Origin of the sequence: Terribacillus saccharophilus (genome assembly GCF_046592895.1) — a bacterium.
Lineage (GTDB): Bacteria > Bacillota > Bacilli > Bacillales > Amphibacillaceae > Terribacillus > Terribacillus saccharophilus_D.
Genome location: NZ_JAWVPU010000001.1, coordinates 798,906 through 817,234, shown reverse-complemented (window position 1 = coordinate 817,234; position 18,329 = coordinate 798,906). Strand labels below are relative to the sequence as shown.

15 protein-coding genes are annotated in these 18,329 nt (G+C 42.9%); 7 read left to right on the top strand and 8 right to left on the bottom strand.

Annotation, left to right across the window (positions count from 1 at the left end; genetic code table 11):
* Positions 1-27: 27 nt before the first annotated feature.
* A complete protein-coding gene (locus SFC66_RS03880; protein WP_411217388.1) occupies positions 28-810 on the top strand; it encodes a DUF6270 domain-containing protein in 783 nt (260 codons plus the stop codon).
* A gap of 45 nt (positions 811-855) precedes the next feature.
* On the opposite strand, the gene ahpF is transcribed toward SFC66_RS03880, so the two are convergent.
* Both ahpF and ahpC read right to left on the bottom strand, forming a co-directional pair.
* Positions 856-2,385, bottom strand: coding sequence for an alkyl hydroperoxide reductase subunit F (gene ahpF / locus SFC66_RS03875; protein ID WP_411217387.1), 1,530 nt, complete (start codon positions 2,383-2,385; stop codon positions 856-858).
* A 14-nt stretch (positions 2,386-2,399) separates the two neighbouring features.
* On the bottom strand, positions 2,400-2,963 hold the full coding sequence (gene ahpC / locus SFC66_RS03870) for an alkyl hydroperoxide reductase subunit C (RefSeq protein WP_095221508.1): 564 nt from the start codon (positions 2,961-2,963) through the stop codon (positions 2,400-2,402).
* A 993-nt stretch (positions 2,964-3,956) separates the two neighbouring features.
* Here ahpC and SFC66_RS03865 point away from each other — a divergent pair.
* Together SFC66_RS03865 and SFC66_RS03860 are read left to right on the top strand one after the other, a co-directional pair.
* Positions 3,957-5,588 (top strand): alkaline phosphatase, encoded by a 1,632-nt coding sequence (locus SFC66_RS03865; protein WP_411217386.1) that lies wholly within the window; start codon positions 3,957-3,959, stop codon positions 5,586-5,588.
* 355 nt (positions 5,589-5,943) lie between these two features.
* Positions 5,944-6,996, top strand: coding sequence for a hypothetical protein (locus tag SFC66_RS03860; protein ID WP_411217385.1), 1,053 nt, complete (start codon positions 5,944-5,946; stop codon positions 6,994-6,996).
* A gap of 73 nt (positions 6,997-7,069) precedes the next feature.
* Here the strand turns inward: SFC66_RS03860 and SFC66_RS03855 are convergent, their stop codons facing one another.
* A complete protein-coding gene (locus tag SFC66_RS03855) occupies positions 7,070-8,113 on the bottom strand; it encodes a glycosyl hydrolase family 18 protein (RefSeq protein WP_411217384.1) in 1,044 nt (347 codons plus the stop codon).
* A 152-nt stretch (positions 8,114-8,265) separates the two neighbouring features.
* On the opposite strand from SFC66_RS03855, the gene SFC66_RS03850 reads away from it, so the two are divergent.
* Entirely contained in the window at positions 8,266-8,901 is a 636-nt protein-coding gene (locus tag SFC66_RS03850; RefSeq protein WP_411217383.1) for a DUF2306 domain-containing protein, read from the top strand.
* Between the two features lie 218 nt (positions 8,902-9,119).
* Here SFC66_RS03850 and SFC66_RS03845 read toward each other — a convergent pair whose 3' ends face one another.
* The 4 genes from SFC66_RS03845 to SFC66_RS03830 form a co-directional block, all read right to left on the bottom strand.
* Complete coding sequence (locus tag SFC66_RS03845; protein ID WP_411217382.1) at positions 9,120-10,127, bottom strand: quercetin 2,3-dioxygenase; 1,008 nt, start codon at positions 10,125-10,127, stop codon at positions 9,120-9,122.
* 216 nt (positions 10,128-10,343) lie between these two features.
* Positions 10,344-11,240 (bottom strand): manganese catalase family protein, encoded by an 897-nt coding sequence (locus tag SFC66_RS03840; RefSeq protein WP_411217381.1) that lies wholly within the window; start codon positions 11,238-11,240, stop codon positions 10,344-10,346.
* A 15-nt stretch (positions 11,241-11,255) separates the two neighbouring features.
* A complete protein-coding gene (locus tag SFC66_RS03835) occupies positions 11,256-11,477 on the bottom strand; it encodes a YuzF family protein (RefSeq protein WP_411217380.1) in 222 nt (73 codons plus the stop codon).
* Positions 11,478-11,588: 111 nt separating this feature from the next.
* Positions 11,589-13,448 carry a DUF4084 domain-containing protein gene (locus tag SFC66_RS03830; RefSeq protein WP_411217379.1) on the bottom strand — a complete coding sequence of 620 codons (1,860 nt, stop codon included), beginning with the start codon at positions 13,446-13,448 and terminating at the stop codon, positions 11,589-11,591.
* A gap of 139 nt (positions 13,449-13,587) precedes the next feature.
* On the opposite strand from SFC66_RS03830, the gene SFC66_RS03825 reads away from it, so the two are divergent.
* The 3 genes from SFC66_RS03825 (at position 13,588) to SFC66_RS03815 (ending at position 17,121) form a co-directional block, all read left to right on the top strand.
* Positions 13,588-14,298, top strand: a complete 711-nt coding sequence (locus tag SFC66_RS03825) for a DsbA family oxidoreductase (protein WP_411217378.1) — start codon at positions 13,588-13,590, stop codon at positions 14,296-14,298.
* A gap of 304 nt (positions 14,299-14,602) precedes the next feature.
* Entirely contained in the window at positions 14,603-16,036 is a 1,434-nt protein-coding gene (gene nhaC, locus SFC66_RS03820; RefSeq protein WP_411217377.1) for a Na+/H+ antiporter NhaC, read from the top strand.
* A gap of 125 nt (positions 16,037-16,161) precedes the next feature.
* Positions 16,162-17,121, top strand: a complete 960-nt coding sequence (locus SFC66_RS03815) for a GGDEF domain-containing protein (protein ID WP_411217743.1) — start codon at positions 16,162-16,164, stop codon at positions 17,119-17,121.
* A gap of 33 nt (positions 17,122-17,154) precedes the next feature.
* Here SFC66_RS03815 and SFC66_RS03810 read toward each other — a convergent pair whose 3' ends face one another.
* A complete protein-coding gene (locus tag SFC66_RS03810; protein WP_411217376.1) occupies positions 17,155-18,186 on the bottom strand; it encodes an SDR family oxidoreductase in 1,032 nt (343 codons plus the stop codon).
* Between the last annotated feature and the right edge of the window lie 143 nt (positions 18,187-18,329).

Genomic DNA, 18,329 nt, shown 5'->3' with positions numbered 1-18,329 from the left:
ATTAATAGTGTCACTAAGGAGAATTTTATGACTGTTAAGATAGCGTGCTATGGCTCTTGCATCACTAGGGATAATTTTAACTCGAAGCTGAATAAAAATTATAAAGAGAGGTATGAGTGTGTAGCAACCTCCTTACATACTTCTATAATCAGTCTTGTTTCACCTCGAGTTCCCTTCGATGAAATGCAATTAGACCATGTTGATATAAAAAGCGCATATAGGAACAAACGTATAGTGATCGAAGAATTAAACAGGAATTTCTTAGAGGATCTGAAAGATAGTCAGCCAGACTATTTGATTATGGATTTCTTTCCTGATATCTATTTTGGGGTGGTTTTTTCGCAAGACCAAATCTTTACAAATAATGACTGGTATATTACAAGAACTTCTTTTTATAGAAAATTGCATGATAAGTTCGCCTTGAAAATTGGTAACAATTCAGCTGATTATTTAAGTGTATGGTTGCCTGCAGTAAACAAATTCATGCAATTCTTAAAAGACAATGTACCGAATTGCGAAGTGATTATCAACAAAGCAAGATTCAGCAATCGATTGTTAGATGATACTGGAAATCTTTCGTATATTTCTCCATTGGATAGTCACAATGAGATCTGGAATGTGCTCGATAACTTTGTGATTTCAAAGTATGATTTGAAATACATAGAGTTAGACCATAATAATTATTATATATCACATCAACCGACCCTTGGGTGGGATATTTTTCAATTACATTATCAAGATAATTACTATCACGATTTTTTACAGCAATTAGATAAAACGATACAGTCTAATAATCCTGTCAATACTTAAAGAAAAAAGCGTGCCGCTATCATTCATAGTGGCACGCTTTTTGCATTAGTTCCGGATCAAATAATCAAAAGCACCAAGTGATGCAGTTGCTCCGGATCCCATGCTGACAATGATTTGTTTGTATGCTGTATCTGCACAGTCTCCTGCAGCAAACAGGCCAGGGACATTCGTTTGGCCGTGTTTGTCGACGATGATCTCACCCATTGGAGTGCGCTCAACGACATCAGCTAGGAATTCTGTGTTCGGTACAAGGCCGATTTGGACGAAGACACCTTGCAGGGCAACGTGCTTTTCTTCGTTTGTATCGCGTTCTACGTAAGTGATGCCATTGACGTTGTTGTCGCCGGTAATCTCTGTCGTTTGCGCGTTTGTGATGATTGTAATGTTCGGCAGGCTGTAAGCGCGCTTTTGCAATACTTCATCTGCTTTCAGTGTGTCGTTGAATTCAAGGACTGTAACGTGGTTCACGATACCAGCCAAGTCGATGGCTGCTTCGATACCGGAGTTACCGCCGCCGATGACAGCAACGTCTTTTCCTTCGAATAACGGACCGTCACAGTGTGCGCAGTAAGCGACACCTTTGTTCTTATATTCCTGCTCACCAGGAACGTTGACGTTGCGCCAGCGTGCACCTGTGGAGATGATGACGCTCTTACTTTTCAGTGTCGCGCCGTTCTCAAGCTCCAGCTCGAATAGATCGTTTTTGCTGATCTTCGTTGCTTTCTGCAGGTTCATCACATCGATGTTATATTCCTTCACATGCTCTTCCAGGCTTGCAACAAGCTTCGGACCTTCTGTTTCCTTGACGGTGATGAAGTTCTCGATGCTCATCGTATCCAATACCTGACCGCCGAAGCGTTCCGCTACGATACCTGTGCGTATGCCTTTGCGGGCAGAATAGATTGCCGCGCTGGAACCAGCTGGACCGCCGCCGACAACAAGAACGTCATATGGTTCTTTGTTATCGAATTCGGAAGCGTCAGCAGCAGAGCCCATCTTCGCCAGCATTTCTTCAAGCGTCATCCGGCCGCTGCCGAAGTTTTCGCCATTCAGATAGACTGTCGGTACTGCCATGATGTTCTTGCTTTCTACTTCTTCCTTGAAAGCTGCACCATCGATCATCGTGTTCGTGATGTTCGGGTTCAATATGCTCATCACGTTCAGTGCTTGTACGACATCCGGGCAGTTGTGACAAGTCAAGCTGATATAAGACTCAAAGTGGAATTCCCCTTTGATGTTCTTGATTTGATTGATCAGCTTCTCGTCAACTTTCGGCGCACGACCGCTCACCTGCAAGAGAGCGAGGACAAGCGAAGTGAACTCATGACCAAGCGGAATACCGGCAAAAGCAACGCCGGTATCCTCGCCGACTCTGTTCACCGTGAAGCTTGGTGTGCGAGTCAATTCTGCTTTTTCAACTGTGATTTTGGGTGACATAGCTGCAAGTTCTTCAACTAAAGCAAGCATGTCTTTGGAAACATCGTCTGCGCCAGCGCTTACTTTAAGAACGATAGGGTTCTCCATCAGCGCCATATATTGGTTCAATTGAGCTTTAATATTTGCATCAAGTACCATCGTCAATGCACTCCTTAGATTTTACCTACAAGGTCCAAGCTAGGTGTTAGTGTTTCAGATCCTTCTTCCCATTTAGCCGGGCAAACTTCGCCTGGATTTTGACGCACGTATTGTGCTGCTTTGATTTTATTTACAAGTGTGCTTGCATCACGGCCGATACCGTCTGCATTGATTTCAACTGTTTGGATGACGCCATCTGGATCGATGATGAATGTTCCGCGGTCAGCGAGACCAGACTCTTCGTTCAATACATCGAATTGACGGGAGATAGCTTGAGATGGATCTCCGATCATAGCGTAAGTGATTTTACCGATTTTTTCGGAGCTGTCGTGCCAGCCTTTATGTACGAAGTGAGTATCAGTGGATACAGAGAATACTTCCACGCCAAGGTCTTTCAGTGTGCTGTATTGATCTTGAAGATCTTCAAGTTCAGTCGGGCATACGAAGCTGAAATCTGCAGGGTAGAAGCAAACGACGCTCCACTGCCCTTTAAGACTTGCTTCTGTTACCTCGATGAAATCTCCGTTTTTGTATGCTTGTGCCGTGAATGGTTGTACTTCTTTGCCGATAAGTGACATAGATGATAGCCTCCTAAAATATATTAATAACTAGAAACTTAGAATTACTTAAACATAATCATTCTAAATTTATATTTATTAGTAAGGGTAAAATAGATAGACATTTGTGTCAAGGACTATGTGAAGGTTATCACGAAGGGAATGCCGAAGTGACGCGTTTTTTTCACTGTTTTAAGCAATGGTTAAATTTATGTGACAGATAAATGCTGAAAATCGCTTTTGATTTTTTTCTTTTTCAGTTGAAGGGTCTCTTTGAGAAGATAGGAATCTATCTGCCTGAAATCTATGCTTCTGAAAGTTTTGTCAATCATCCTTCTTTGGAATATCTGATTCACCGCTAAAGATAGTATCAAGAGTTTTAGGGTACAGAATTTTTGGTGAGAGCCAATATGAAAAGCATTGAAGGATTTAAATAAGATAAAGAGTCTTAAGGAGGAATCGCAGCAATCAGCAATTCAAAAATCCAAAAGCAAATCACGTTATCCGTGCTGACTGAGTGCAGATGAGGTTCAAATTATAAATCGAAAGGCAGCTCGGAAAAGGGTTGCCTTTTTTGTGAGGGGCAAAAAACACTTTTTAGAATAATTGGATTAGATATTCAAAGAAAGTTTAGACACCTTTCGCCGGATAGTGACGATATTAACTAGGTACTATAGATCTAAAGAAGATAGTTAATATAGGTGAATGGGTAATTATATCTATATATAAATTAGATGATTAAGTGCTGTCATTTCCGCGGATGCCTATTGAAAGTGCAAAAATCACCCACTGAATATAGTGCTATTATACCTGGTAATATAGTCTTTTACGAATTCCTATAATCCTTTTAATACCAAAAATCCCAATATATTAATTAACGATAGCTTCATGGATCGTTAACATCCTATTAACAATCACGCTATAGAATTACCTTCGTACAGGGCATTATTCTATTAACTTTTTCAATGGATTGACGAAGGTTTTTTATTAAAGGGTGAAAGGGTGGAATGCAAAATGAAGCTGAGCAAAAAATTAATCGGGGTTACATTGGCTGGTACACTTGCAGTTGGTTCATTTGGTTTGACGAATCTCGATCGTGAAGAAGCAGAGGCAAAGAAAGGTCCTAAAGTGAAGAATGTCATTGTCCTTGTGAAAGACGGGGTCAGCTCGTCTACCACAACACTTTCCCGATGGTACAAAGGCGAGGATTTGGCAATGGATCAAATGGCATCGGGCGGTGTACGTACATATTCAGCAGATTCTGCCATCACTGATTCTGCACCTGCTGGTACGGCGATGGCTACCGGCAATAAATCAAATGACAAGTTTGTCGGTGTACTGCCGGAGAAAATCACTTCTCCAGGAGTGGATGAAGATCTTGCGGATGACCCGTATCGTCCAGTGACAAATATATTGGAAGGGGCTAAGCTGAGTGGTAAATCAACTGGTCTCATTTCCACATCCGAAATCCAGCATGCGACACCTGCGGCTTTCTCTTCGCATGCAGAGCATCGCCAGCAATATGATAATATCGCCGAACAGCAAGTGTATCAGAATATCGATGTTGTCCTTGGAGGAGGGAAAGAATCCTTTGAGAGCGGCAACCGTGATGACGGGGAAGACTTGCTGGGAGTAATCAACGATAAAGGTTATGATTTCGTTGAAAACCGCAATGACTTGCTGGATTCCAGGTCGAAGAAAATATGGGGATCGTTCGCCCAAGCTGAATTAGCTTATGATATAGACCGGGAAGCTTTGAAGCCAGAAGAACCAACATTGGCCGAAATGACAAAGAAAAGCATTCAGACATTGTCTAAAGATAAAGATGGCTTCTTCCTTATGGTAGAAGGCAGCAAGCCGGACTGGGCAGCACATGCAAATGACCCCGTCGGTATGGTCAGCGATACACTATCGTTTGATGACGCAGTAAAAGAAGCGCTTGATTTTGCCAAAAAAGATAAACATACAATGGTCATCGCTGTTTCGGACCATGGCAATAGCGGAATCTCCATCGGTAATGAAAACACAGATGGCACTTATTCATCCACACCAGTTTCCGCGTATGTGGATCCATTAAAAGAAGCAACAATGACATTGGAAGGCGCAATGTCCCAACTGAAAGAAGATGGCTCCAATAAGTTGGAAGTTGCAGCTCTTTACGGTATTACGAACCCGACGAAACAAGAAAAAAGAGCTATAAACAAATCTGAGAACTTGGAAGGCACATTAGTCGATCTTTTGGCGCAGCGAGCAAACCTTGGTTTCACGACTGGCGGACATACAGGTGAGGATCTGTTCCTTTACTCCTACGGTCCTGGTAAACCGACCGGTATGATCGAAAACACGGATATTGCGCATAGTGCAGCGGATGCAATGGGCTTCAAGCTGGATAAGCTGAGCAAAAATATGTTCATCGAAGCAGAAGAAGCATTCGGTAAGTGGGGCGAAGTGAGCATCGATTCTTCCGATGAAGCGAACCCGGTATTGGTAATTGATAAAGGACGTAAAAAAGCAGAATTCCCGGTGAACAAGAATATCGTGATTGTCAACGACCGTGAATATGAACTGGATAGTGTAACAGTTCAAAGCGGCGGTAAGTTTTACGTATCGAAGGATGCTGTTAAGCTAGTTAAGAAAGCGAAGTAACTATTTTACGAGTTGTATTACAGGGAAAAAACCGAACCTAGATGTAAATCTTATAGCAAAGATTTACCTCGGTTCGGTTTTTTGTTATCTATACAAAAGAGCAACTGGTGTTTTCGTTCAGTCACAGCTTTGTTAAATGAATAATTTAGAAAAAAGCAGCTATCAAAGTTTGCTGTATGTCTCGTCATCAACAGGTTCTAACCCTTCCGGAGTACCTCCGGTTATGGCAATCCGGATGGAAATGTCTTTGTATCGATCGGAAAATAAATCATATCTCCTAAGTTAAAAATCCTATTAAGCTGGTAATGTGTTACAATACTATAGGTTTATTTACATGAGAATAGGAGTTTGATTGATGAAGAAAGTTATTTTACCGTTCATGCTATTGGCAGTCTTGTTGATAGCTGGGTGCGGCAGCCAGACAAGCAGTGCGAAAACAGAGCAGGAAAATGCTGTACCGAAGGAAGAAGAAAAAGCAACGCCGCCTACATATAAAATGTATTTCCAAACCGAACAGCAATATGAGGATTTTAAACAAGCAGTGAAAGATGAGAATCTGCAATTTGATCTGCTGCAGCAGGAACCTCAGCTGGATTACGCTTATTATGGAAAGCTGACATATTATCCTGATGAAAAATTTACAGTGAGAAATATGACAAAGTATAAAGAAGGCCTGGACGATACAGGTAATAGCATGGCCGTCGATGGATTTAATGATTTCTACTTCGACGACACTGCGAAAGATGATAATTTTTATGAGGTCACGAAAGAGGAAATGGAATTTGCCGATAACATCGTGAACATCCAATCTGGTCAGCCAGTGAATGGGGCACGTAATCCAGACGATATTGATGCTGACTTTGCTCAGTCAGATGAAAGATTTGAGAAACGCGAGAAGCTTAATAGCTTATATGGCAGTGTAATCGGAGAGTACCATAGCGTGCATGAGGGATATATGAGTTCGTATATGGATTTGGAGAATAGTATAGTTCCTAGTGCTGGTGTCGATGACACATTGGATATTGCTCTTGCTGATAACATATTTAAGAAGCGCGAAAATATCGAAGGACAAGTTGTCCTCGACAGTATGGATGATGATGCTTATGACAAACTCAATGTAATGGAAGCCATCGCAGGTTTACAGGATCGTAAACAGGCGTTGGAGGATGCCAAAAATAACGCATTATATGAGCGCGATTCATTTGAAAAGATCTATGATTTCTATAAAGCTTATGCAGAGTATAAAGGTGAGATGTTCGACGAGGAACCTATGGATGCAGCTTTCTTAAAAGAATATAAAGATGATTACAACACATACCTGGACAAAGTAGAAAAAGAGCAAAAGCGCTTGGATAAGTTGATGGCACAAGTGGAAGATAGCAAGTTTGCCTTTCTTCTGGAGAATTAAGCTAAATACAAATGCACCCTGAAGTCATATTTCAGGGTGCATTTGTATTTAGTGGTATTTGCTGACCATTCATTTAACGTACAGATTTCAATCCTGCTTCAATTGCTTCCCAATAAGCCTCGGATTCATGTCCTAGTGCATACACAGATACGCCAGCAATATCATATCTATTCGTGAGTGAACTTTTCTCCTCTAAAGAACGCTCATCCTCAAACCAGACGGTATGTACTTGATCGTCTTCCGTATAATCGAAATGAGAGGATGCCGTTTCTTCATCGTATAGCGGTTCAATACCTGAAGAATCTATCGTCGATTGGATGTTGTCCCATTCTATCATGCTATTTTGTTCTGGGTCAGATAGATTCCAATCGTAGCCGTATGCTGGTGCTCCCATGATGACTTTATCAGGATCGATCGTTTCGGTGGCGAACGTTAGTATATTTTCGACCCAATCCATACTGGCTGATGATCCGGGTTCGCTCCAGGAGCCATGCTCATCATATGTCATCACTTGAACATAATCTGCATATTCACCGATTTTCTCGTAATCATAAGGCCAGCTCCAATCGTTAGCTGCATCGTCGGTGGCTTTGGCGGGTACAGACACCATTGTTTGGATGTCATCATTTTGGAGAGCTTCGGCTGTATCCTTGATAAGGTCGGAGTATAGATCCCGGTCCTCTGGATAAACAGCTTCAAAGTCAATATTGATACCGGTAAAATCATTTTCTGCTGCAGTTTGTACCAACTGCGCAATGAAGTTACTTTTGGCATCTTTATCAGCCATGACGGCATGTGCCAAATCCGGGTCGAAATCAGTTTCTCCGAAATTGGAAATGACAGCATATGTATCGATATCATGCTGCTTGGCATATGCGAGCTGATTGCCTGGTGCTTCGCCCGAAAGATTGCCATTGATATCAAAAGCATATGTATCCATCGCGATTGCGCTCAGGTGATCGTGATATTTCTTTAACGATTGAAAGGAAGATTCCTCCGAAGTGGTATAACCGAGCACCATTTTTTCGTTATGCAGGGCCTTCGGTTTTAATTGGCTGTAAATGAGTCCTGCTGCTGCAACTAACAGAACTAGTCCTAAGATGATAAATTTCTTCACATTGGTTCCTCCGTATTTTAAATGGAAGATAATATTACCATTGTTTCTATGGAATGTATGTACATTTTCTGGTTTCGTTCATAAAACCATCGCCTGGAGTTTCTATTCATATGGTATCCTTATCACCATCTCAGGTAAAAAGGGGAAGCTTCATGTCTCTGCGTACTTTATACAAAATGCTGCTGGTGTTCATCAGCATCTATATCTTTTATACACTGCTGGATAACTATATTCTCGATCATCGAGCTGCCTTTTTCTTGGAACAAAAAATCAATCTGCGGGATTCTTTTCGCTTGCCTGTATGGCTGAACGTTGTGTATGTGCATGTGTTTGTAGCTTGTCTGGCAACGGTCAGCGGAGCGGTGAATTTTTCGCGTGGATTAGCGTGGCATAAGCGGAAATTCCATAAAATCAACGGCTATGTGTATGCAGCTGCGGTGTTGCTTGTGTCGTTGACGTCAGGTTATTTGGCTCCTTATGCAACGGGCGGCAAGCTTGTCAGTGTGCCATTCAATATGGTGAATTTGTTTTGGCCGATCATGATTGTGGTTGCCATCGTCCATGCGAGAAAAGGGCGGCTGGAAAAGCATCAGAACTGGATGATTCGCAGTTATCTGTTTTGTTTTACGAATATGTTCATTCATTTGATTTCATTTGTGCTGTTTAAAGCAGGATTAAACTACCCGCTGAGTTATACCATCGGGGTGTACGGGTCGATTGCAGTGAACTTGGTAATAGCGGAGAGCATTATCCGATTTGTGAAATATTCACGGACGGAGAAGATATAATTCTCGTGCGGGAAATACAAAACCAGATGCGGCCAAGTTCCCGTTCAATTTACGGACTAACATTTTTAGAACGGTGCCCGCAAAAAGTGAAGCGATTTTTGCCTGGGCGTGATCTTGATCGCAAGACAGATAAAAAATCCGAACCTTAGCAAATTCGCTGACGAATCTGCTTTGTTCGGATTTTTGTTTGGTTAAAATACTATCGTATTAGCTTCTTATCATTTTTGTGGGAATTTGAGATCAAGTTCTTCGATATTCTCCAAAACGCGATGGAAAGAGAATGCGCTTGGCTCCCCTGGAAGTTCACTATGTTTATATGGTTCTCCTAGCAGGCGGAAAAATTGTTCAAATAAACCAGAAGCCAGAAAGCCGATGAACTTTGTGTAAGGACTATCCAGCTGGAAGGAGTGTTCCGTATTGGCTGGGACATGGAGGAAATCGCCTTTCTCCAGCTGGAACTTTTGTCCTGCTGCCCACATCGTCATCTTGCCTTCGAGACAGAGAAAGCATTCGGTATGGTGTTCATGGTAATGTGCAGGTACAGGCTTCCCGGCATATCCTTCCGTAACTAAACTCAGAAACTGCTTATCGGTTGTTGCCTGTGTAGCGAGAAACGTGAATAGCTGATCAGCTGCCAGCAGGCCTTCACCAGCGCCGGATTCGACTACATAGGGAATAGCGGAGTCGGGCAGCACTCCGGGTTCAGATAATAGTACTGCATCTGGCCCCTGCTGATCACTGACGATGCTTATGTCATAATTTAGCTGATCGAATTTTTCAGCTGTAACTGTATGATTACCTGTGCTGGTAGGTTCTGAGTAATCATAAGGCTCAGCTATATCGCGATAAAGATTCGGGATGGATCCTCCGGTGGTAAATGAATAGAATCGTGTCCGATTTCGGAGCATCTTGTATTGATGTACAGTACCGGCGGGAATGTGAGCGTAATCTCCTGTTGAGAGAAGGTGTTTTTTCTGGTTTATGATCACTTCCAGCAGACCTTCCGTTACAAATATCGCCTCATGTGTATCCTCGTGCTTATGTGAAGGGGATGACTCTCCTTTACTGCCGGTTATTTGGACAAGTCCAAACAAGTTTCCGGTACTGCTTGCATCTGCGAGTATCTTGATCACCTGCTTGTTTAGCAGATAATAATCGCCATGTGAATTTCTTAATAAATAGGCTTGTTTCTGTCTAGGTGTTGTTTCCTGATGTATCGCAGACATCTTTTATACCTCCAATTAATTGGAAAATGCAAACATATGGTTTTCAGTATAAAAGAGAGAGAATATCACAGCAAGAGGATAAAGGCAGCCTTATTTAGAACTATGAAATGGTAAAAATAGAGGAATTTCTTGTACTTTTAATTGAGGGCCGACATGAAAGCGATAGTCCATTTTGCATCCAAAATTTACAATTGACCGGAATTAGTTTTACTGTTTTTATAAGTTCTCCATCAGTCTTTTGGCAATCCGTTCATAATCATCCCGGTCGATACCTGGGGCGAATTCCTCCGGCAGCTCATCCAGGTTCGGAATTGGACCGCCAGCCGGTGCACCTTGTTTGACGACGAGCTGATTACCGTTTTCTGGGTTTTTACCTTTCCAGATTTTGCGGATGTCTGCGTATTCACCCATGTCATTCCACGTGAACAGGATGTTGCCGAGTCCTTGATTTTCAAATTTACGGGCGTGGTCGAATTTTGTGTTGGAAAGGTCAGGTATCGGCACCATTCTGGAAACGTCTACTCCTGTTGCTATCTCCAGCGCCTTGGCATATGCCAATACATGCGTGCCGCCGCGCACAAGTAAATAACCGATCATCTCCCGTGCCGTTTCGTGTTCGGTCATTTCATACACACGCATCTTATGTGTCCGTGCCCCGCATTCCAGGAAGAAGTTATGAAGCAGATCCAATACAAGGTTTCCGCTGGAGAAGACATTGTCCCCAGTCCAGGCACGGCCCATCGAATCTCCGGCCAATGCAGTCTGTGCGGTGGCGATGAAGTGATATGTATTGCGGCTGTCCTTTCCGGTTCGCAGTGGTGTCACATCAGGGTCCCCAGTATAGAAAGTGTTGCCGCGGGATAAGAGATTGATTGTATTGGCAACAAGCTCCACGTGACCGAATTCTTCGGCGGTGATGCTTGCGACTAAGTCATAAAAAGGTTTTAGCTTCTTTTTGCCGCGAAAGTTAAAGGATTGGTACATATAATTATTCAAAGTCGACATCTCGCCGAACTTGCCGCCAAGCAGTTCCTGGACAGCAGCAGCTGCATTCGGGTCGCCATGTTCCGGTATAGGTAAATCGATAGCGAGTCTGTTTTCACGTTTGAACATTGTCTTACCTCCTCCTTATCCTCTCGGAATCACCCATACAATTTGAGCAGTACGGATAAAAAAGGATGACCCGCCCGACTCGACGACAATATGATCCGGACGAACTGTCGTCAGTTTTCCAGTAACAGATCCGCGTACTGTTTCTACAACAATTTGCTTGGATCTGACTCCTTGCAGCGTCTGATACACATATGGATCGACGCTGGTCATATAGTTTGTCTGCTGAGGTTGATTCATGCTGATCGCTCCTTTATAAGTAGAAACGCTATACTTTATGCGCATAATGGATGTCCTCATGCGTTATTCAGGATGATAAATAACCTGTGTCTCGACGAGACACAGGTTAAGTTATTGGTTATAGAAGCGCAAATTGCCTTTTCCGTTCAATTTCACTTCATACATTGCTTTATCTGCGCACTTCATAAGTTCGGTCCATGTTCGGCCGTGCTCGGGATAAAGCGAGATCCCTATACTTGGAAGAGATTGTATCTCATATCCATCGATCAGATGGGTCTGTCGAAGCGACTGGAGGATATCTTTTGCTAGTTTATCTGTTTCTTCCTTATTGATGAGCGGGTTAAGCATTATCGTAAATTCATCACCGCCATTCCGGGCTGCGATATCAGATCCTCTAATGCAAGCTTTTATTCTCTGTGCTACAGAATGCAGCAGTTTATCTCCGATATCGTGACCTAATGTATCATTGACTTTTTTGAAATTATCTAAATCAAGGAACAAAATAGCAAACTTCGACTTGTTCCCCGAAATAGCTTTCTTAAGGGATTCCTCAAAAAGAATGCGATTGGCTAAACCTGTCAGCGGATCATGATAAGCGAGGAAATGGATTCTTTCCTCGTTTTTCTTCGCCGCTGTAATATCTTTCCCGATACCAAATATCCCAACCAGCTTATTCTTTATCATAATAGGGATATTCGTCATGCTGATGTAATGAAATCTACCGAATTTATTGCGCAAAGTGAATTCATAGGCGATAGGTTTACCATTCTTCATCTGAGCAATGTTGCTGCTGACAATTGTCTGATCTTTGCTATCAGCAAGTGCGGCACTGGCTAAGCCGATTAATTCCTCCTGTCTGTATCCTAATAAATCCAGACTTGCTTTGTTAGCACCTTGAATTCGTCCCTCAAGATCAAGCGAGAAAACAGATTCGGGATGATGTTCAAATAATGATTTATACTTTTGTTCACTCATTTCCAGTGCATCTGCCTTTAATGAGATCTCTTGCAGAAGTTTCTGATTTTCCCTGATAACAAACAGCTGTTTTGCGATAACAAGGATGATTGCCATACCTGCACCAAAGCTTACTGCATCCAGTTGAGCCGAGTGGCCAACCATGAAAGCAAATAATAGAACCACACTTATGTATGGATAAGCAAGTTTCCCGATGCTTATTTGCCCGGGAACAGCTGCCGTTTCTTCATATTTGCCATCCGTATGTTGCAGCCATCCGGCGTAACCGATGAATAGATTGGCCAGCATAAAAATAGGATCAAGCCAGCTGCCGGAGTGATAGCCATCTATAGAAATAAGATAAAGATAGATAGAGTCCGTAATAATCTGGATTTGCAGACCTACGGAGATCAGCCGCACAACAGGGCTGGATAACCAATTCTTTGTATAATAAAGCGAGAAAGCACCAAATAATAAAGCAAGATCGCCTAATGGATAGGCAAGTGATACTCCCAGGGTAAATGAAGTAATATGACCTGCAAGCACCATTGGCTGAATGAGAAAATGCCAGCTGAAGGTGGTAGCCACAATCATGATTATCAAGATATCAAACAGAAAAGCAAATCGTTGCTTATCCTTTCTTTCTTCCCAAATCTTGTGACAGAATGCAATCAGATACAGACCATATTGCAACAGATAGAATACATCTGGCAGTCCTGGGAAGGGTACTTCCAAATGCAGCAGATCTTCCGTAAACAGCCATACGAATTCAGCTAGCAATCCACAAATCATGCCTGCCGCCATCAGTAACCAGAAGAGGCGGTCAGCCTGTTTTATCCGTCTTGCAGCCCGGAGCAACAAGAAAGAGGCAATGAAGCAGGCGAAAACACTCAGCAGATTGCCTCCCAAAGTCAAAAAGATTTCGTCGTTACGAAAAAGGAGAATCCAACTGTAATATATAATTAAATAAATGATCATAAAGGCGAACGGCAAGCGTAATAGTCTAGGATGATACATCAGCTTTTCTCCTTGAGAATGTTGTTTTTCTGTATCATACCCAGATAAAACAATTACGTAAAGACTCATTTCAGGCAACTATTTTTGTGGAATGTCAGGTCTGTGCTAAAATCATCTTAATGTGAAAAGGGGTGTCACGATGAAAATCGAAGTGTGGTCAGATTTTGTCTGTCCTTTCTGTTATATCGGGAAACGACAATTAGAGCTTGCGCTTGAGAAATTCGAGCATAGAGATAGTGTTGACATAGAATTCAAGAGCTTTGAGCTTGATCCAAATGCTGGAGTCTACAACGGGAAAAGCATTCACGAAGCGCTTGCTGAGAAATATGGTATGAGCATTGGTCAGGCGAAAGTGAATAATATGCAAATAGGGCAGCGTGCAGCTGAAGTTGGGCTAACATTCAACTTTGAAGAAATGAAACCGACAAATACATTGCATGCACACCGCTTGGCTAAGTTTGCTGCTACAAAAGGCCAGGAAAAAGTAATCACAGAGAAACTTCTGTATGCGTATTTCACTGAATCAAAAAATCTTAGTGAAGCAGAAACATTGCTGGATATTGCAGAAGCCACTGGCCTGGACCGTAAAGAAGCAGCAGATGTTTTGAACAATGAATCACTTCACTTGAATGAAGTAAGAGCAGATGAACAACTCGCGCAGCGGTATGGCATCTCTGGTGTTCCATTCTTCATCTTCAATGATAAATACACTATTTCTGGTGCGCAGCCGTTGGAAACATTCATCGGTGCACTGAATCAAGTGTGGAAAGAAGAAAATGAACAGCCGAAATTCAAGAATTTCGGATCCGGTGATGCTGGCGTTTGTACAGACGATAACTGCTCGATATAAATGTGAGACCTGCAAAAATGCAGGTCTTTTTTTATGTGTTCATTTGTTTTTGAATGGCGGGCCCCGCTAGATGGAAGATATAGCATCATATTGGAGTATATCTAAGAACGCATCATTTGTTTATGGTTCAGCGCAACTGAGCAAGATTCATACTGTTTAATAGCGGCTGATGCGATTTTTATCCAATTTGGAAATGCTGTAGCATTATATAGGTGAGTTTTAAGAAACAGCTGAACGGGTACGGCAATGAAGTTGTGCTTAGTGAAGCAAAAATACAATGACCTTAGGTTGAAGGAGTGGTTGGTTGGAAACCGATATTAAAAATAATACGAAGAAACCATCTTTTATGTACGCTTTACTGATGCTTTTGTCGATTGTGGCAGTGGTATCTGTAGGGATTTTGGCATTCGATGCACCGATTCAAATACTGATGTTTATCAGCATGCTAGTCATCATTCCTTATATGATGGGACTGGGGTTCAACTATCAGCAGATAGAGAAATCGATGGTCCGATCAATGGGTAAGGCATTGATGCCGGGAATCATCCTGCTGACCGTCGGCATTTTAATCGGTGCATGGATTGCATCAGGAACTGTGCCAACTTTAGTCTACTATGGCGTACAGGCCATCACGCCTGAGTTCTACTTGGTGACGACGCTGCTGTTTTGTTCCCTTGTATCCGTTGCGACGGGAACGAGTTGGGGGACTGTTGGGACAGCGGGTGTGGCGATGATGGGTGTCGGTACGGCACTTGGTATACCAGTTGGTTTGATTGGCGGAGCAATTGTGAGTGGGGCATTCTTCGGCGATAAAATGTCTCCATTATCTGATACGACAAACTTGGCACCAGCAGTGACAGGAGGGAACATCTTCCGTCATATCAAACATATGCTATGGACAACCGTGCCGTCCTATCTTATCACTGCTGGTATCTTCACATTTATCGGCATGCGCTACCACGGCAGTGGCGCCAGTTCGAATGATGTGAATCAGCTGACAACGTACCTGAGTGATAATTTCAATCTGGGAATAGTGCCGTTGATCCCGATTGCCGTTCTCATTATCTTACTGACAATGAAGAAACCTGCCATTCCTGCGATTTTTGCAGGAGCTGCGGCTGGTGGGCTCATTGCAATCTTTTATCAAGGATTCAGCTTCACAGATACATTGGCCACATTTTATAGCGGCTATACCGTGGAATCCGGTATCCCTGTTGTGGATGAACTTCTGCATCAAGGCGGATTGACGAGTATGCTGGAGCTTATTGCGTTATTCCTATTCGCGCTTGGAGTAGGCGGGATGCTTGCTGATGCTGGGGTGCTCGAAGCTCTGATCGCTTCCTTTGCAATGAGAATCAAGCACACAGGTGTCCTGACTGTTGTGACTGTCATCGTCAGTTATGTCATGCTGGCAGTCGGCGGTTCGGTCTACTTCTCCACTGTCATGGGAGGTACGCTGATGCGGCCGATATTTGACAGATTGAACTTGGAACCTGAGAATCTATCACGTATCCTTGAGGACACAGGAACGCAAGGTGCACCGCTTGTTCCGTGGACCGGCGGCGGAATCTATACAGCGGGTGCGCTGGGAATAGCGACAGTTACGTACTTGCCGTTCTGTTTCCTTGCTTTCATCACTCCGATTTTCACGCTGTTTTATGGAATCACAGGATTGACGATGAAAGAGAAGAAAAAGCAAGAACATAAAAAATCGAAAATGAGGGCTGTTGAAGCATAACTTCTGCAGCAGGCTGGAAACGGATCGGTAACCATTGCCGATCCGTTTCCTATTTATCGATGCTAATTGCTTGTCTGCTTTTGATTCCGACAGTAAGGTTAGGAGAGGAGGATGTGATTTTGAGAGTGATTTATCTTCTTATGACTTCAAGCAGCGTAGGGATGATCATTTTTGCTTTATTGACAATGCGTTTGCAACTGCAAAAACGCAATCAAGAAAAAAAATATGAGCAGCTCGTGGAAATAGTGGAGAACACGAAAGACTTGCTTTATTATTATCAAATCAAACCTTCAAGGAAATTCAAATACTTAAGTCCTTTCGTTGATGTCCTATATGGCAAGGGAGCGGCTGAGAGAGCATACAGTGATCCTGATTCATGCTTTCGTGCAGTCCATCTGGATGATCGCGATATCCTTCGAAGAAAGATAACAGGTGGACTTGATTATGAAAAACCTATCATCCAACGCTGGAGAAATGCTGATGATGGTACTTACCGATGGACCGAGGAATATACGACTCCGATATACAGTGATGGGCAACTAGTTGCCATTCAGGGAGTGATTCGGGATATAGATGAAAAAATGAAATTGCAGCAGGAATTGGAATACCGGATAAATCACGATTTCTTAACAGGATTATATAATCGTGCGTTCCTCGAAGAGCAGGTGAAGGAACTGGATGACATTCAAAAAGGGTCAGCTGCCCTGATTGTTTGTGACTTGGATGAATTAAAATCCCTGAATGATCGTGACGGTCATGAAAAAGGTGATGATTTGATAAAGGCCACAGCTGCGATACTTGATCGGTTTTCTTCACCGGATACAATTGTATCTAGGATTGGCGGAGATGAATTTGTCATCCTTGTCAAAGATAAAGATGAAGGATGTGTAAAGCGGCTAATTTCAGACATGGAAGCAGCTATAGATTTCTACAATGGCGAAAAAGCAGGAGTGAATATACAATTATCGATCGGATACGCTCATACCATCAATACAATTGGCAGGATGGATGCATTGTTTACCCAAGCAGATCGAGAGATGTATAAGGCTAAAAAAGAGAAAAAAGACTTCCCGTTAACAAACTAAAAAGCACTCCTGGATAGGAGTGTTTTTTAGTATTTACTTCTTTTTATTGAGAGCCAGGAGAGAAACTCCGATTCCAGCCAGCGCTGCGGCAGAAAGTATCGGATGCTTGGTCACTTTGACATACCAGCTTTTTTTCCTTACCCAGCCTTTGTTCGTACCTCTCTCATGCAAGCCATAACCAGGTTCATATAAGCTGTTTGTTTCTGGAGGATTTATCGGTCGCTTGGGATCCTGCTGGGTGCGGAACATAGTCAATTCCATCCATTTATCCATCAGCCGGGGGGAAAGGCGTCCCAGAACCGCCAGGGATTTGGCTTGAAATCCGACATACATATCGCGTTTCGGATGAGATGCCGCATAAAGAATGGCATCTGCTACCGCATCAGGTCCATACATCATACCGATATGAGACGGCTTGTTTTCCAAGTAACTCGCTGCGTGTTCATTATATGGTGTATCAATGCGTCCTGGATGGATAAGTGTTACGGATATAGGTGCTTTATCTTTCTCAAGCTCCATGCGCAGGTTCTCCGTCCAGCCATGCAGGGCGAATTTGGCAGCGGAGTAACTGGACTGTACAACAGTTCCGCGATCTCCATAAAAGCTGCCGATATTGATGAGCGCACCGGACTTGCCAGATTCCTTGAAATGATTCACCGCAGCTCTGGAACCATATACAACGCCCCAAAAGGTCGTATCGAACATATGACGCATATCTTTCATATCTACTTCCATCGCCTTACCAAAAATAGAAACGCCCGCATTATTCACCCAAGTATCAAAACCGCCAAATGCGGAATTGGCTGCTTCAGTGATATTTTCCACTTCGGCTTCCTTGCTGACATCTGCTTTCACCCAGATAGCTTCCGCGCCCTGTTCACGTAATTCCTCAATAAGCTGTTGAAGAGCAGATTCATTCCTGGATGCTGCCACAATCCTGGCTCCTTGCTTTGCTGCCATTCGGGCTGTCTTCAATCCAATGCCGCTTGAAGCGCCAGTGATGACAAGAACTTGCTCCTTCAAATCCTTCAACTCTATTTCCTGTTTGCTTCCGGTGCTGTTCACAAATGCCCCTCCTACTTCATGTCGTTGTAACCTATTACCCGCTGGCGGCAAGTATTGAACCCGAGAGGCGAAATAATGAATGATCAATCATCTGTATGTAAAGGAAACTTGATCCCAATCTAGTGCATGATTGGTGGTACATC

Bases quoted from the DNA above. Each gene is read 5' to 3' on its own strand.
- ahpF (WP_411217387.1), bottom strand. From the start codon at position 2,385: ATGGTACTTGATGCAAATATTAAAGCTCAATTGAACCAATATATGGCG.
- SFC66_RS03850 (WP_411217383.1), top strand. From the start codon at position 8,266: ATGTCTCTGCGTACTTTATACAAAATGCTGCTGGTGTTCATCAGCATC.
- ahpC (WP_095221508.1), bottom strand. From the start codon at position 2,963: ATGTCACTTATCGGCAAAGAAGTACAACCATTCACGGCACAAGCATAC.
- SFC66_RS03865 (WP_411217386.1), top strand. From the start codon at position 3,957: ATGAAGCTGAGCAAAAAATTAATCGGGGTTACATTGGCTGGTACACTT.
- SFC66_RS03840 (WP_411217381.1), bottom strand. From the start codon at position 11,240: ATGTTCAAACGTGAAAACAGACTCGCTATCGATTTACCTATACCGGAA.
- SFC66_RS03835 (WP_411217380.1), bottom strand. From the start codon at position 11,477: ATGAATCAACCTCAGCAGACAAACTATATGACCAGCGTCGATCCATAT.
- SFC66_RS03830 (WP_411217379.1), bottom strand. From the start codon at position 13,448: ATGTATCATCCTAGACTATTACGCTTGCCGTTCGCCTTTATGATCATT.
- SFC66_RS03860 (WP_411217385.1), top strand. From the start codon at position 5,944: ATGAAGAAAGTTATTTTACCGTTCATGCTATTGGCAGTCTTGTTGATA.
- SFC66_RS03845 (WP_411217382.1), bottom strand. From the start codon at position 10,127: ATGTCTGCGATACATCAGGAAACAACACCTAGACAGAAACAAGCCTAT.
- SFC66_RS03825 (WP_411217378.1), top strand. From the start codon at position 13,588: ATGAAAATCGAAGTGTGGTCAGATTTTGTCTGTCCTTTCTGTTATATC.
- SFC66_RS03880 (WP_411217388.1), top strand. From the start codon at position 28: ATGACTGTTAAGATAGCGTGCTATGGCTCTTGCATCACTAGGGATAAT.